Source organism: Microbacterium sp. NPDC012755, from assembly GCF_042901325.1.
Lineage (GTDB): Bacteria > Actinomycetota > Actinomycetes > Actinomycetales > Microbacteriaceae > Microbacterium > Microbacterium natoriense.
In genome coordinates this window covers 1,624,064-1,639,365 of sequence record NZ_JBIBCT010000001.1, presented here as the reverse complement: position 1 = coordinate 1,639,365, position 15,302 = coordinate 1,624,064, and the positions used below count along the sequence as shown (strand labels likewise).

General features: G+C 70.3%; 12 protein-coding genes. 4 read left to right on the top strand and 8 right to left on the bottom strand.

Features of this window, described 5'->3' with window-relative positions; genetic code table 11:
- Positions 1 to 83: 83 nt before the first annotated feature.
- A complete protein-coding gene (locus ACFY5A_RS07615; protein ID WP_387232869.1) occupies positions 84 to 2,879 on the bottom strand; it encodes a metallophosphoesterase family protein in 2,796 nt (931 codons plus the stop codon).
- 203 nt (positions 2,880 to 3,082) lie between these two features.
- On the opposite strand from ACFY5A_RS07615, the gene ACFY5A_RS07610 reads away from it, so the two are divergent.
- Positions 3,083 to 3,829, top strand: coding sequence for a GntR family transcriptional regulator (locus ACFY5A_RS07610; RefSeq protein ID WP_387232866.1), 747 nt, complete (start codon positions 3,083 to 3,085; stop codon positions 3,827 to 3,829).
- Positions 3,830 to 3,902: 73 nt separating this feature from the next.
- Here the strand turns inward: ACFY5A_RS07610 and ACFY5A_RS07605 are convergent, their stop codons facing one another.
- The 3 genes from ACFY5A_RS07605 to ACFY5A_RS07595 are packed head-to-tail and all read right to left on the bottom strand — an operon-like array spanning position 3,903 to position 6,148.
- Positions 3,903 to 4,472 (bottom strand): DNA-3-methyladenine glycosylase I, encoded by a 570-nt coding sequence (locus ACFY5A_RS07605; protein ID WP_387232863.1) that lies wholly within the window; start codon positions 4,470 to 4,472, stop codon positions 3,903 to 3,905.
- Between the two features lie 38 nt (positions 4,473 to 4,510).
- Positions 4,511 to 5,350, bottom strand: a complete 840-nt coding sequence (locus ACFY5A_RS07600) for a PfkB family carbohydrate kinase (RefSeq protein ID WP_387232860.1) — start codon at positions 5,348 to 5,350, stop codon at positions 4,511 to 4,513.
- Between the two features lie 12 nt (positions 5,351 to 5,362).
- Positions 5,363 to 6,148, bottom strand: a complete 786-nt coding sequence (locus ACFY5A_RS07595) for a GntR family transcriptional regulator (RefSeq protein ID WP_105673847.1) — start codon at positions 6,146 to 6,148, stop codon at positions 5,363 to 5,365.
- Between the two features lie 141 nt (positions 6,149 to 6,289).
- Between ACFY5A_RS07595 and ACFY5A_RS07590 the strand changes: the two genes are divergently transcribed.
- Complete coding sequence (locus tag ACFY5A_RS07590) at positions 6,290 to 7,705, top strand: MFS transporter (protein WP_341940455.1); 1,416 nt, start codon at positions 6,290 to 6,292, stop codon at positions 7,703 to 7,705.
- A gap of 51 nt (positions 7,706 to 7,756) precedes the next feature.
- Positions 7,757 to 8,734: a nucleoside hydrolase gene (locus ACFY5A_RS07585; RefSeq protein ID WP_387232854.1), complete on the top strand. Its 978-nt coding sequence runs from the start codon at positions 7,757 to 7,759 to the stop codon at positions 8,732 to 8,734.
- 46 nt (positions 8,735 to 8,780) lie between these two features.
- Here ACFY5A_RS07585 and ACFY5A_RS07580 read toward each other — a convergent pair whose 3' ends face one another.
- Positions 8,781 to 9,824, bottom strand: coding sequence for an NAD(P)-dependent alcohol dehydrogenase (locus ACFY5A_RS07580; RefSeq protein WP_387232851.1), 1,044 nt, complete (start codon positions 9,822 to 9,824; stop codon positions 8,781 to 8,783).
- 122 nt (positions 9,825 to 9,946) lie between these two features.
- On the opposite strand from ACFY5A_RS07580, the gene ACFY5A_RS07575 reads away from it, so the two are divergent.
- Entirely contained in the window at positions 9,947 to 11,032 is a 1,086-nt protein-coding gene (locus ACFY5A_RS07575) for a hypothetical protein (RefSeq protein ID WP_387232848.1), read from the top strand.
- A 105-nt stretch (positions 11,033 to 11,137) separates the two neighbouring features.
- Here ACFY5A_RS07575 and ACFY5A_RS07570 read toward each other — a convergent pair whose 3' ends face one another.
- The 3 genes from ACFY5A_RS07570 to ACFY5A_RS07560 all read right to left on the bottom strand — a co-directional run bounded on the left by ACFY5A_RS07570 (position 11,138) and on the right by ACFY5A_RS07560 (position 15,264).
- A complete protein-coding gene (locus ACFY5A_RS07570; protein ID WP_387232846.1) occupies positions 11,138 to 13,174 on the bottom strand; it encodes an acyl-CoA dehydrogenase in 2,037 nt (678 codons plus the stop codon).
- A gap of 132 nt (positions 13,175 to 13,306) precedes the next feature.
- On the bottom strand, positions 13,307 to 14,449 hold the full coding sequence (locus tag ACFY5A_RS07565) for an HTTM domain-containing protein (protein ID WP_387232843.1): 1,143 nt from the start codon (positions 14,447 to 14,449) through the stop codon (positions 13,307 to 13,309).
- On the bottom strand, positions 14,446 to 15,264 hold the full coding sequence (locus ACFY5A_RS07560) for a DUF5819 family protein (RefSeq protein WP_387232840.1): 819 nt from the start codon (positions 15,262 to 15,264) through the stop codon (positions 14,446 to 14,448). Before ACFY5A_RS07560 ends, ACFY5A_RS07565 begins: the two co-directional genes overlap by 4 nt.
- Positions 15,265 to 15,302 lie beyond the last annotated feature (38 nt).

The window sequence follows — 15,302 nt, the reverse complement described above, 5'->3', positions numbered from 1 at the left end:
GTTCCCCCACGGGGATTATATCCAGTGCCTGTGCCATCGCCCGGCGGACGCCTCGCGGGGGTCGAGGCGTCCGCCGGAGCGATTCAGCGGCGGACTGCTCTGCGTCGCAACGCGACAGCGGCACCGGCGGCCACGAGGGCGAGGGCCAGCGCCAGCAGTCCCAGCGGGGTCTCGCCTCCCGTGGCGGCGAGGTCGCCTCCGGATGCCGGCGGCTTCGAACCGCCCGCGCCCCCGGTCGACCCCGCGCCTCCGCTGCCCGCTGCAGCGCCAGGATCCGCCGCGGTGACCGTGACCGCCGCCGTCGCCTCCGTGCCGTCGGGCAGGATGACGGCGAGCGTGTGCGCCCCGGCCGGCGTGCTCTTCGGGATCGTCACCGTGGTGCGGAAGGCGCCGTCGGCATCCGTCGTGACCTGACCGACCCGCACCGGGGTGGAGCGCAGCTCGATCGCCAGCTCGGCCGACGCCGGGAAGCCCGTGCCGGAGACCGCGAGCTCGCCGCCGGCGACGACGGTGTCGGCGCCGAGGTCGATCAGCGGCTGCGCGGGCTCCACCGGAGCATCCGTCGGCAGCGGGACGTCGACGTGCTTGATCTCGGAGGCGCCGGTCGTGGAGAACGAGTACACCGTCACCCGCACGCGGTCGTCGTAGAGGGCTGCGCGGAGGCCCACGGGGTCGGCGCCGCCGACGGCCTTCTCCTCCCAGTCGCCGCTCGGACCGTACATCGTCGTCACCGCGCCGGTGTTCACGACGGTCGGCGCGTGCGCCTGCGCCGGGTCGGTGCGCAGTTCGGAGCTCCAGTCGTTCAGAGTGGGCGACCAGTGCGTGTGGCTGTTGAACATGATCACGTTCGGGTTCTGCGCGAGCAGCGCCGCGAAGCGCGCCTCCTCCTGGCCGTAGTCGTTCTTGTAGAAGCGCGCGTAGGAGCCAGAGACCGAGTACGGAAGCAGGTGGTGCGAGAAGAGCAGCACCGGCTTGTTCTCGGCCCGCCAGTGGTCGAGGCGCTCGCGCAGCCAGGTGTACTGCGCCGAGCTGAAGTCGACGAACGGGCCGGAGCCCGTCTTCGCGGAGTAGTCGTACGACTCGCTGCCGATCCAGATCAGGGGCAGCTCGCCGTCGACGAGCACCTCGCCCCACAGTCCGCCCTGACCGCCGACGTCGCGCATGCCGGTCGTGTCGAGGAACCGCTTCTGGTACGTCGCCGACCCGTCGCTCCCGTAGTACTCGTGGTTGCCGATGGTCGAGACGACCGTGCCGTACTGGCCTCCGCCGCCCGCGGCGAGCGCCGCGAGGTACGCGGAGTAGTTCGACGTCGAGCCGTTGCTGACGAGGTCGCCGTTCGAGACGAGCACGTCGGCCTTCTGCGTCATGCCGCGGAAGCCGGGGATCACGTTCTGGCTCAGTCGGGTGGTCGCACCCTGCACGTCGCTGAAGATGTCGACCACGGCCTGCGCCGTCGTGCCGTCGGCGAGGGCGGAGAGCGGACGCACGACCTGGACGTCGTCCAGCATCCAGGAACCGGATGCCGCGGCCGCCGCGAAGGCGACGCGCACGGTCATCGCCTTCGCCCCCGCTGGTACGGAGAACGGCAGCCGCAGCTGGGCGGATTCCTCATCCGCATCGGCGAGCGCACGGAGCACGGTCTGCGTGCCGTCGTCGAACGACACCGTGACGGTGCCCTGCTGGGCGCCGCCGCGCTTGCGGTAGTGGCTGTCGAGACGCAGCTCGAGCGCATCACCGGGCGTCACCGCGATCGGAGCGGAGGTCAGCGCGCCGTCGAAAGCGGCCTTCGCCGATTCGGCCACGGCGATCCGCCCGGAGGCGCGGGTGAACGCGTGCCTCCGATCGGTGCCGTACTCGGCGATGACGTCGGCGATGGTCGAGGTCTTCCACGACCCGCTGGCCGTCCAGGTGTCGGCCTCGAAGCCGTCGAACCAGATCTGCTGCTCGGTCGTGTGGGTCTCGGCGTCGCCCGCACCCAGCACGGTGATCTCCAGGGATGCCGGCGCGATGCCCGCCCCTCCGAGCGACAGGGTCGCCGACCCGGCGGGGGTCCCGGCCGGGAGGGTCGCCGAGAAGGAGGTCTCGCCCGCGGCATCCGCCACCGGGATCCCCGAGACGGCGTCGGCGCCGAGCAGCGCCTCCAGCTGCTGCCCCTGACGGAGCCCGCCGATCTTCACGGGCACGGTCGCGCCCGCCGCCGCGACGGGCTTGGTCGCGGAGAGGATGCGCGGGGTGGAGTCGACCGGAGCCGTCTCGCCGATCTGCACGTCGTCGATCATCCAGAACCAGTTGTTGCTGCTCTCGGCGTAGGACCAGCCGATCTGCACGCTGCCCGCACCCGACGGCACCGGGACCGCGACGGAGACCTGCTCGTCGAGCCGGTTGCGCGAGAACGACTCCACGGTGACGGGTGCACCGTCGTCGAAGCGCGCGACGAGCTGCGCCGTCTGCGGGGCCTGCCCCTGCTTGTAGTGGCTGTCGAACGTCACCTGCACGGCGCCGGCGCCGGACTGCAGGTCGAGCTCGGGCGCCCAGAGCACCGAGCTGAAGCGCCCTGTGGTGGGGCGGTTGGAGTCGGAGTGCACCACGGCGGTCATGCCGTCGGCGCGGGAGAACGATCCGCGATCGCCGCTGTTGCCCCAGGTCGACACGACCTCGGGCACGGTGTGGAACGTCCACCCCTGCCATCCGGTGCGCATGCCGGCGACGTTGGTGCTCTCGACACTCCAGCCCGCGGACGCCTGGGCGGCGGACCCGGTCGTGAAGCCCTCGGCGAGAGGTGTGGGCGCGGCGGCGACCGCGGGGCTCGCCGCTGCTCCGGCGATCAGGGCGAGAGCGGCGGAGGCCGCGAGGGCTCCGATTCCGCGTGTGAATCTCATGTGCTTCTTCCTCGGGAGTGGGGGACCGTGGGGTCGGACGATGCGGGGTGAGGGCGCGGGTACCGCCCGATACGAGCCTGCTGAATGCAAGTAGTCATGACAACTTCTGACAGCGAAGTTCCCCGAATGTTCACCGACAGGCATCAGACTCGTCAGAGAGCGGGATCCTGTCCCGAAGAAGTAGCGACAAGGAGGGCCGACACGTGAGCGCACCGCTGCACGAACAGCTCTACGAGCGGATGCTGTCGCGCATCCGCTCCGGCGAATGGCCCGAGGGAGAGCGCGTCCCCAGCGAGCAGTCGCTCATCGCCGAATTCGGCACGTCGAGGGGGCCGATCAGACAGGCGCTCGCGACCCTGCGCGCGCAGGGAGCGGTCGACGGCGGCCGCGGCGCTCCCCCGCGGGTCAAGAGGATGGTCCCGACGCAGCCCTTCCAGACGTTCATCTCGTTCACCGAATGGGCGCTGAGCATCGGCAGCGTTCCGGGTCAGCGCGTGATCGAAGCCGCTCGCCGGCCGGCGTCGGACGACGTCGCCGCCGGGCTCGGCATCGGACAGGGGGATCCGGTCGTCGAGATCGTGCGCCTCCGTCTGCTCGACGACGCCCCCGCCATGCTCGAGCGCTCCGCCTTCCCCCTCGACGTGGGCCGGGTGCTGCTCGCTGCGGATCTCGACACCGGGAGCATCTACCAGACCATGACGGCGCACGGCCTCGCCCCCACGCGCGCCCGCCATCTCTTCGACGCGGTCGCCGCCGATCCGCTCGACGCAGAGGTCCTCGCCGTTCCGCTCGGCAGCCCTCTCCTGCGCGTGCGCCGCATGGCCTGGGCCGAGGACGGAGCGCTCGTCGAGACCGCCGACGACCGCTACCTGCCGACGATGGCGACCTTCGCCGTCGAGAACACGTCGGACTCCCGCTCCGCCCTCACGAGGGAGACCGGTCGGCGCTGAGCGTCACCCCTGCGGGGGCGGTGCCGGCGTCGAGCGGGCGCAGCGAGACGAAACGTCCGCACGCCCTACGGCATCAGGCGCGCCAGCATCCCTCCATGTGGTCGTCGACCATGCCCGCGGACTGCATCAGCGCGTACATCGTCGTCGGCCCCACGAAGCGGAATCCTCGTCGCCGCAGCTCCTTGCTCATCGCGGTCGACTCGGCGGTCACGGCGGCGACGTCGGCCATGCTGCGCGGACGGATGCCGGAGGCCGGAGGTGCGAACGACCACATCAGGGCGTCGAGCTCACCATCGGCCATATCCCGCACGAGCCGCGCGTTGCCGATCGTGGCCTCGATCTTCGCCCGGTTGCGGACGATGCCGGCATCCGCCATCAGACGCTCGACGTCTCCCTCATCGAACTCGGCGACGGCCTCGGGCTCGAAACCGGCGAACACCTCGCGGAACCTCGGACGCTTGCGCAGGATCGTGATCCACGACAGACCAGCCTGGAAGCCCTCCAGCGCCATCTTCTCGAAGAGCGCCCTGTCTCCGCGGAGCGGGGTGCCCCACTCCTCGTCGTGATACCGGCGGTATTCGGCGTCGTCACCGACCCAGGCGCAGCGGTCGAGTGCGTCGGGTCCTGCGATGAGGGAGGTCATGCTCCCAGGCTATCCGCGGCGACGGACACCGCCGTCTCTCAGCGCGCGAGGTAGGCGTCGTAGGGGTCGAGGAGGGGCTGCGACCGCGGATCGGCCACCGCGGCTGCTCCGACGGCGCACGCCACGGAGAGCGCTTCGGCAGCGGATGCCCCGGAGGCGAGGCCGATCGTCAGCGCGGCGCAGAACGCATCACCCGCGCCGACCGTGTTCTCCACCGTCGTCTTCACGGCAGGGGCCGCGGCGACTTCGACACCGCCCTCGAACAGCTTCGCCCCGTCGCCGCCGTAGGTGACGGCGACCCGAGCGGCCGTGCGGAGGGCGGGGATGAGGGCGTACTCCGTCTCGTTGACGATGATGAGGTCCGCACGCCGCAGCACCGCGTCCGGCAGCTCGCGGGCCGGCGCCGCGTTCACCGCGAGGTATCCGCGCGCCCTCGCGGCCAGCTCGACCACGAGGTCCATGGAGATCTCCAGCTGCGCGAGCACGGCCTCGCCCTCGGCGAACTCGACGCCGTCGAGGGAGACCTCCCCGTTGGCGCCTTCGCACACGGCGATCTGGTTCTCCCCCTCGCGGTCGACGACGATGAGGGCGACACCGGTCGGCTCCGCGCCCGCCTGCAGACCGGAGGTGTCGACGCCGGCGGCATCGAGCTCGGCGCGCATCCACGCTCCGTCGGCGTCGGGGCCGACGGCGCCGATCATGCGCACCGCGGCGCCCAGCCGCGCGGCCGCGGCGGCCTGGTTGGCGCCCTTGCCTCCGGCTTCGCGGACCAGGCGGCCTCCGCCCACGGTCTCACCCGCCTGCGGAAGACGCTCTGCGCGTGCGGTGAGGTCGACGTTGATGCTTCCGACGACGGTGAGGGGAAGGGGACTCTGCACGGGGACTCGCAATCAGGACGTGGTCTGGACGACGGAGAGATGACCGACTCGGGAGGAGACGATGCACTTGGCGAGGTACACGGGGGCTCCACCCGTGGTGACGGTCTGGGTGAGGATGAGCACGGGCTCGGCGGCGCCGAGGCCGAGCAGCGACCCGCGCGATGCGCCGACCACGTTGACGGTGATCTCGCAGACCGCGGAGTCGAAGACGACGTCGGTCCGCTCGCGCAGCGCTGCCAGGATGCTCGACGGAGAGGTCGCCGCCTCCTCCAGTGCGTCGGCGATCGGCCGGCTGATGTCGCTGAGGTAGCGGCCGGCGGGCAGGTGCTCCTGCAGGATCGCGACCGGCTCGCCGCGCCGCTCGACGACGGCCTCGCGGAACCACGTGTTCGCGGCGGGGTCGAGCGCGAGCTTGCTGGAGGTGAAGTCGGTGGTGGACTGCAGGTCGAAGCTGAGCATGCGCACGACCACGTCGTCGTCGCCGTCGGAGAGCGCCTGCTCCAGCGGCCGCAGCTCCTCGAGCCCCACGCGCGGCAGGTCGTCGGCGACGAATCGGCCGATGCCCCGGCGCGTGATGATGAGCCCGTCCTCTTCGAGGAGCATCAGCGCCTCGCGGACCACGGTGCGGCTGACGCCCAGCGCGACGCCCAGCTCGGTCTCCCGCGGCAGGGCGGAGCCGAGCTCGAAGATGCCGGAGCGGATGCCGTCGGCGATGCGCGAGTACACCGCGACGCGCAGCGGCTGCCCGACGGTGCTCGTCAGACTCCGTCCGAGGAACTGCTCGATCCCGTTCGTCATCCTGTCGTTCCTTCCGTCGCCGCTCCGGCGCGAGCGTCCTCCGTATTCAAGCACGGGACACCTCGTGTTGACCATGTTAGACCGGAGAGGTATAACATCATACAAGCCGCACCCGACGGCACCCATGACGAAGGAGTCTCCGTGCACACCCACGCCCCCACCGCCTCCCCCGGCGCACCCGTCCGCGAGCCCGTCCGCGGTGCGCGCGCCGTCGGGCTGGTCGCCACCCTGATCCTCGGCGTGCTCTCGTATCAGCTGAACGCGAGCATGATCACGCCCGCCCTGCCCGACATCGCCGCACAGCTGGGCGAGGACATCGGACGCGTGTCGCAGGTGTCCTCCCTGTTCTTCGTCGCCGGCGCCGTCGGCGGCGTCGTCCTCGGGCGCTGGAGCGACTTCATCGGGCGCAAGCGCGCCCTGTTCATCGTGCTCGGCATCCTGTCCCTCGGCACGCTCCTGTGCATCTTCGCGCCGAACCTCACCGTGCTGCTCATCGGACGCGTCCTCCAAGGCGCATCGAGTGCCGCGTTCCAGCTCGCCTACGTGATCCTCAGCGAATCGCTGAGCGCCAAGGTCTTCGGCACGACCCTCGGCATCATCACCGCCGTCAACGGCGGGGTCGGCGGCGTCGACGGCTACATCGGCGGCCTGCTGAGCGAGGCCTTCGGCTTCCGCTCGATCTTCGTCGTCATCTTCATCGTCGGCCTCATCGCGATCGTCTGCGTGGCCAGGGTGATCCCGGCCACGCAGGTCAGCGCCTCGACCGGGAAGATGGACTGGTGGGGAGCTGCCGTACTGTCGATCGCGCTGATCTGCGTGACGTACTTCGTGTCCTCCGGACCGAGCGCGGGGTGGCTGGCCCCGGTCACCCTCCTGTTCCTGGCGGGCGCCGTCGCCTCCCTCGTGGCGTTCTGGGTGGTCGAGAAGAGGCGCGCGACCCCGCTGATCGCCGTCGAGCACCTGCGCTCCCGCCAGGTGTGGCCGGTGCTCGCGACGACCGTGCTGACCCTGTCGAGCGTCTTCGCCGTCATCAACTTCACCGTGGTGCTGCTCAGCCAGGACGGCACCCATGGATTCGGCCTCGATGCCGCCACCGCGGCTCTGCTCTTCCTCGCCCCGCCCGCGCTGATCGGCGTCTTCGCCGCGCCGATGTCGGGCTGGCTCGCCGGGCGCCGCGGATGGATCCCCGTCCTGCGCGTGGGCATGATCGCCTGTCTCGTCCTGCTGGTCGTCATCGCCCTGCTCCCCCAGAGCTTCTGGGTGGTGTTCGCCATGATCGCGCTCCTCGGCATCACGTACAACGGCATCGTGCTGACCACGATCAACGGCCTGGGCGTCGTGCAGTCGCCCGCGGAGGCGCCGGCGGCGCTCCCCGGCCTGAACGGCAGCGCCTTCGGCATCGGCGCCGGTCTCGGCATCGGCATCGTCGCCCCCTTCGCCGCGCAGGGCACCCCCGGGGGCTACGTCACGGCGCTGTGGATCTCCGTCGGCATCACCGCCCTGGCCCTCATCACCAGCTTCCTCATCCGCCCGCGCGTCCCCGTCGACGCCTCCTGACCCCTCGGGCGGCCGCGGCCGCGGCCGCCCTCCCGACCACCGGAGCACTCCATGACACACGCCACCGCCCGTCCCGTCTACTTCGACTGCGACACCGGCATCGACGACTCCCTCGCCCTCGCCTACCTGCTCTCCTCACCGGAGATCGCGCTCGTCGGCGTCGGCACCGTCAGCGGCAACACCAGCTCGGCGCAGGCCGCGGTGAACACCCTCGGCCTGCTCGCCGTCGCCGGTCGCACCGACGTGCCCGTGGCCGTCGGCGCGCATGACTTCCTCACCCACCCGTACGACGGCGGCGCTCCGCACGTGCACGGCGACAACGGCATCGGCGAGGTCGTCCTCCCGCCCGCCGCACGGACGCCCGAGGACGAGGATGCCGCGCGCATGCTGATCCGGCTCTCCCACGAGCACGCCGGAGACCTCGAGGTGATCGCGGTCGGACCGCTCACCAACCTCGCCACCGCGCTCGCTCTTGACCCGACCCTGCCCTCTCGCGTGGCGGGCGTCACGGTCATGGGCGGCGCAGCCCTCGTGCCGGGCAACATCACCCCGGTGGCGGAGGCCAACATCGGCAACGACCCGGAGGCCGCCTCTGCGACCCTCTCCGCGGGCTGGCCGGTGACCCTCGTGCCCCTGGACGTGACGATGGAGAACGTCTTCGACGAGGACGACCGCGCCGCGCTGCTCGCCTCGGACGTGCCCCTCGCCCGCACGGTCGGCGAGATGCTCGACTTCTACTTCGATTTCTACGTCGAGACCTACGGCGAGCGCAGCAGCGCACTGCACGATCCCCTCGCCGCGGCGATCGCGGTCGGCGGGATCGCCGCGACCGTCGCCCCGGCGGTGAGCGTCGTGGTCGACACCACGGCGGGTCCGGCGCGCGGGCAGACCATCTGCGACCTGCGCGGGCAGCGACGAGGATCGGTGGATCAGCCGGGGGCGACGGTTCGCGTGGTGCTCGGAACCGATGCCCCGCTCGCTCCGCACCTGATCGCGCGGATGACCGGAGCCGGCATCCTGGTCGGCTGACCGTCGACGGAGGGGAGAGGCGTCGTCCGCTGCTCCCCTCCGTCGATCAGGCGAAGGTGGAGGCGTCGATGACGAACCGGTACCGCACGTCGGAGGCGAGCACGCGCTCGTAGGCGGTGTTGATCTCGGATGCCGGGATCACCTCGATCTCGGCGGCGATGCCGTGCTCGGCGCAGAAGTCGAGCATCTCCTGCGTCTGGGCGATGCCGCCGATGTTCGACCCGGCGAGGGTCTTGTTGCCGCCGATGAGCGAGCCGATCGGCAGCCCGAGCGGTTCGCCCGGCGCCCCGACGCACACCATCGCCCCGCCGACCGCGAGCAGCCCGAGGTACGCGCGCAGGTCGATCACCGCGCTGACGGTGTTGAGGATGACGTCGAACGACCCGCGCAGCTCCTTGAAGGTCGCGGGGTCGGCGGTCGCGTAGTAGTGGTCTGCTCCGAGCCGGATGCCGTCGTCCTTCTTGCTCAGGGTCTGCGACAGCACCGTCACCTCCGCGCCGAGCGCATGCGCGAGCTGCACGCCCATGTGGCCGAGCCCGCCCATGCCGACGACGGCGACGCGGGTGCCTGGCCCCACACCCCAGCGCCGCAGCGGGGAGTACGTGGTGATGCCGGCGCAGAGCAGCGGGGCGGCCCTGTCGAGCGGGATCGCGTCGGGAATGCGCACGGCGAAGCCCTCGGTCACGACGACCTGCTGCGAGTACCCGCCCTGGGTGATGGTGCCGTCGCGGTCGGTGCTGCCGTAGGTGAAGACGGCGCCCTCTCGGCAGAACTGCTCCTCGCCGCGGCAGCAGGCGGGGCACTCTCCGCACGAGTCGACGAGGCATCCGACGCCGACGCGATCGCCGATCGCGTGCGTCGTGACGCTCTCCCCGACCGCGGCGACGGTGCCGGCGATCTCGTGACCAGGAGCGAGCGGGTAGTGCTGCGGACCCCAGTCGCCGCGCACGGTGTGGATGTCGGAGTGGCAGATGCCCGCGAAGGCGATGTCGATCAGGATGTCGCGCGGGCCGAGATCCCGCCGTTCGATCGTGGTCCTCTCGAGCGGGGCTGCTTCGCTGGGGGCGGCGTAGGCGGTGACGCGGGTCATGGGCGCTCCTCTGTATGGCGTACCCCGCCATTCTCCCGCGTTCCGCGCCCTGCCGGACGATCGCCGTGCAGGGCGCCCGTCGGACCGGTACCGTGGCCGGTACGACTCTGGAGGGACGTCTCATGCGCAGATCATCCATGCCTGCCCGGATCATCACCGCACTGTTCGCGGTCGTCGTCGCCCCGATCGGCGCCGGGCTCCTCAGCGCCGGAGGGCGTGCGTGGTACTACACCTTCACCGCGTTCGGGGGCTTCGATACGAGCCGACTCCTCGGCCCCGTGCTGCTGCAGGCCGTCGGCATCCTCCTGCTGCTGGCGGTCGTGGCGACAGGGTTCTGGAGCTCGGCGGGGCTGCTCACCGTCGGCATCCTGGCGCTCGCGAGTCTCGTCTTCGCGATCTTCCCCTCTCTGCTGCTCTCGATGTATCAGGCACCGCTGCCGCAGGAGTGGGTCGACGGCATCGTCTACGGAATCCCGCTCGCCCTGTTCCTCGCGTTCGGCGCGATGGGTCTCGTGCTGCTCCTCGCGCGGCGCTCGCCCGCCCGACCCCGGATGGCGATGAACATCGTCGGACTCGTCGCGGCACCCGTGCTGCTCACCGTCGGGATCGGACTGCTCGCGTTCGGCATCAGCAGGGGGATGCTCGTCGCGCTCCAGCAGTACCGCTTCGACGTGTCGTTCGATGCGATCGCGGCGGTCCTCAGCGGCGCCGTGCTGGTCGTCGCGGGGGTGATGACGACCCGGTGGTCGCCGTTCGCCCTGCTGCTCCCCGCTGTGGTGCTGCTCGTGCTCACGCCGCTCTCGCTCTCACCGGGGAGCGGATTCCAGGACGTGCTCTTCACCCTCTCGAGGGAGATGAGCCGCTCCGTCCCGCCGCTGCTGGTGATGGGCGCCGGGGTCGCGGCAGCGCTGGCCTATGCGCTGTTCACGGCCGTGCTGCTGAGGGCACGCGCGCAGAACCGCATCCTGCCGGGGACCTACGTCGCCCCGCTCGGTGCGGACGGCTATCCCCTGAACTATCCGGCACCCGGACCCGCGGCCGCCCCTCAGCCCTACGCTCCGGGGCAGCCCTACCCGCCCGCGCCGCCTTACCAGCAGGGGCAGCCTCACGATCCAGGACATCCGTACCAGCCGTACCAGCAGGGACAGTCCCACCAGCCTGGACAGCCCTACCCTCCGGCTCAGGGACACCCGCCGACTCAGGTGTGAGGCTCACCTCTCCGGCCAGCACCGAAATCGGCGCCTCCCGCCGGAACCCACACAGGATTCCGACGCGAGGCGCCGACTAACGCGTTTCGACCGAGGCGACGCAGCTCAGCGCTGCTTCTTCAGCGCCTTCTCCTGGATCGGGGCGTTGCCGGATGCCGCGAGGTCGGCGTAGTACGCACGGGCCTCGTCCTGGCGGGCCTTCTCGGCCCCGCTCGCGATGGGGGCGCGCAGGTGCTCCTGCTCGTAGCCGAACGCGTCGACGAGGTCGAGCGCATACGGACGCAGGCGCGCGCACAGGCGGTCGATGTAGCTCGACACCGCGGCGGCGCGCTGCGTCGAGAGGCGGCCGTTGATGAGGTACCAGGCGAGGTGCTTCTCGATGAGCTGCAGGCCGAAGAGGTCACGCAGCCAGGTGAGGACCTTCTTGGTGCCGGCATCCGTCGCGCGGTTCACCCCGTCGGTGAACGCCTCCCACTGCAGCAGCTCGCCGTGCGCACGAGCGGCTTCGATGAGCTCGGCCTGGTTCTCGTTGAAGAGCCGTGCTCCGAGCTCCTTGTCCTTGCCCGCCGCGCGCAGGCGCCCGGCGATGTCGGCGACCATCTGCTGCACGCGGTCGGCGAGCAGCTCGTGCTGCTGCTCCTCCCGCAGGCCCTTCTCCACCGAGCGGGCCGTCGAGCCCAGGTCAGCGACGGCCTGACCGAGCTGACGGAGACCCGCACCGTGGAACACCTTGCCCGCGGTCTGGCCGACGGCGAACTTCGCGAGGGCCGCGGCGTCCTTGCCCTTGAACTGCTTCGCGTAGTCGGTGAGCAGACGCTTGCCGACCAGCTGCAGCAGGATGTTGTTGTCGCCCTCGAAGGTGACGTAGATGTCGAGGTCGGCGCGGAGCCCGACGAGGCGGTTCTCGAACATGAATCCCGCTCCGCCGCACGCCTCACGAGCCTCCTGCAGAGTGTCGAGCGCGTGCCACGTCGACAGCGGCTTGAGGGCCGCCGCCAGCGTCTCGAGGTCTTCGCGGTCGTCGGGGGTGTCGGTGCGTCCGGAGAAGACGCCGTCGAACTTCTGCAGGAACTCGTCGTGCGCGAAGATCTGGGCGTAGGTCGTCGCGAGGCGCGGCAGCAGACGGCGCTGGTGCTTGCCGTAGTCGAGCAGCACGACCTCCTGCCCGTCGGCCCCGCCGAACTGGCGGCGCTCGGTGGCGTAGGTGATCGCGATCTTGAGCCCGAGAGCGGATGCCCAGGATGCGGCGCCGTCGAGGGAGACGCGCCCCTGCACCAGCGTGCCGAGCATCGTGAAGAAGCGGCGGCCGGGGCTGTCGATCGCGCTGGAGTAGGTGCCGTCGGCCGCGACGTCGCCGTAGCGGTTCAGCAGGTTCGTGCGGGGGACGCGCACGTGGTCGAAGCTGAGGCGGCCGTTGTCGATGCCGTTGAGCCCGCCCTTGAGTCCGTCGTCCTCGCGGCCGATGCCCGGCAGGTCGACGCCGTCCTCCCCGCGCAGCGGCACGTAGAAGCAGTGGACGCCGTGGTTGACGCCGTTCGTGATGAGCTGCGCGAAGACCGTGGCCGCGACGCCGTGCAGGGCGGCGTTGCCCAGGTACTCCTTGGTCGCCGCACGGAACGGCGTGTGGATGACGAACTCCTCCGTCTCCGGGTCGTAGGTCGCGGTGGTGCCGACCGAGGCGACGTCGGACCCGTGGCCGATCTCCGTCATCGCGAATGCGCCGGGGATCTCGAGGCTCATGATGCCGGGCAGCCACTTGTCGTGGTGCTCGGCGGTGCCGAGCTGCAGCACGGCCGAACCGAACAGGCCCCACTGCACGCCCGACTTGATCTGGAGGCTGGGGTCGGCGACGACGAGCTCCTCGAAGCCGGCGATGTTGGCGCCGTTGTTCTCCTCGCCGCCGAGGCGCTTCGGGAACGCGCGGTGCACGGCCTTGTTCTCGACGAGCAGGTGCAGCTGGCTGAGCACGCGCTCGCGGTGCTCGTCCTTGCCGAGGTCGTCCTTGCGCCAGAAGGCGGGGTCCTTGATCATCTCGCGGGCCTGGCGACGGATGTCGGCCCAGGTGCCCATCAGGAGCTCGGTGATCTGCTCCACATCGGGCTGCGGGTTCTTCACTTCGGGCACGGTGGCGACGTCGACCATGGCGTTCCTCTCAAGACGTGGGGTACGTCAATGGTAGGTCTGCCACAACATCGAGAGAACTCACGTGTGACATTCACACAATCGAATGCCGCGGCATCCCCCGGTCGCGTTGTGCCCTCGGCACAGTCCGGGTCAGGCCAGAGAGGATGCGGGAGGCGGAGGCGCCGTCTTGGCCGCGTTCCAGCGTCGGCGCACGCCCGTGCTCAGACGCTCCCAGGTGCGGTCGCGGATGAAGATCGAGTCGATCGCGATCATCGTCAGCGAGAACCACGGCAGCCCCATCAGCACGGCGATGCCGATGTGGAAGGACAGGATGCCGACCAGCGCGATGAGCCGCGTCGGACGCGTGAGCAGCGCGAGTGGGAACGCCACCTGCAGCAGGATGGATCCCCAGCTGAACGCCACGACCATGGGACCCCAGGTCGTGACGAGTTCGCTGAGCACCGGCCAGGTGCCGAAGCGCATGGTGTGCAGCGGGTTGTAGACCGCGTACCCCTGCTCCCACGGCGCACCCCCGGCCTTGAACAGCGCGCCGGATGCATAGACGAAGCAGACCTGAGCGGTGAGCGCCACCAGCGCGAGGTTGTGGAAGACCGTGCCGAGCAGCGCGGGCTGGCTTCCGGCGGCGAACCAGTCGCCGCTCTTCGCACGGCGGCGGGCGTCGAGCGACCAGCGGGCGGCGGGGTCGGCGAAGAACAGCAGCAGCAGCGCGATGCGGAACATGTTGTCGCCCTGATCGCCGACCATGTCGTTGGCCTCGATGAAGCCCACCCACAGGCAGAAGAAGACCGGCAGCACGATGCGGAACCGCCAGCCGAGCACGAACAGCACGGCCAGCGCGGCGAGCAGCAGGTACAGCGCCGTGTAGGCGAGATCGTTGCCCATCGCCGCGTGGAACGCGCTGAAGATCCAGATCTTCGGGAAGTCGCTGACCGGCTGAGCGAGCTCGCCGTTCCACGCGGAACCCGAGCCGAAGGTGTACAGGCGGGTGCCGAAGTTCGAGGCGAGCAGGCCGAGGGCCGTGACGCCGAAGAGGATGCGGGTGACCGCGAGCCCGTAGAGGGCTTTCTTGCCGTTGAACAGCCAGTCCGAGACGAACGCGGAGATCTTGTCGACGGCCGACAGCAGCATCGCCCAGAATCCCGAGATCATCGACGCGATGAAGGTGAGCAGGCGCGCGGGGAAGGACGCCTGCGGCGCCTCGGGGGCGGATGCCGGAGCATCCGTCTTCTTCACGGTCTTGGGCGCCTTCGGCGGCCGGGTGTCGACGCTCACTGCTGGGTCCTCTCGAACTGTGCACGGAAGACGTCGGCGAAGTTGCCGCGGTTCTGTCCCTCTTCCTCGATCGGCGCGCGCCACCCGGTCGTGGAGAACGTCGGATCGGGACGCTGGGCGTTCGGGTTGTTGCGCTCGGCGTAGGGGACCACGTTCTGTCGGCTCACCCGGTACTGCACCTTGACGACGGCATCCGCACCCCAGATCGCGTAGGCGACCTGCGTGGCGTAGGCGGTGGCCAGGTGCTCGGCCTTCATGTACTCGACCGTTGAGGGCTTGTCGTCGCCCTCGAGCTTGTCGAACGAGCCGACCATCCAGTCCTCCCAGCCGTCCTTCGCGAAGTCGAGGGCGGCGACGGCCTGCTGCTGCTCGCTGAGGTCGTTGTACGCGTTCATCTGCCCGCTCGCGACCTCGCTGGACTGGATCCCGGCGCGCGGCGGGAAGAGGTTGTAGCGGATCATCGAGAGCTCGACGTCGGTCGCGCTGACCCAGCCGGTCTCGACCTCCTCGCCGTCCTTCTCGATGACGGCGCGGACGTTGAAGTGGTAGTCCCCGTTGATCGGCTCGGGGGCGAAGACGCTCCACGACTGGCCGAACATCGGCAGCATGTAGCTGGCGAGCACGTCCTGCGTGGGGATCTCGCGCAGCGCCGAGTACGGCGCGATCCACAGGAACGACGCGAACACGTGCCACAGGGTGAGCAGGCACGCGACGAACGCGATGAGCTTCACCCACCAGGTCGGTCGTGGTCTGGTCGCGACAGCGACGGCATCCGCCTCCGTGTCGCTCGGAGCCTGATCGGTCTTCGTGCTCATAAGAGTCCTTCTCATCACTGAAGGCCGGGGCCGCCCGA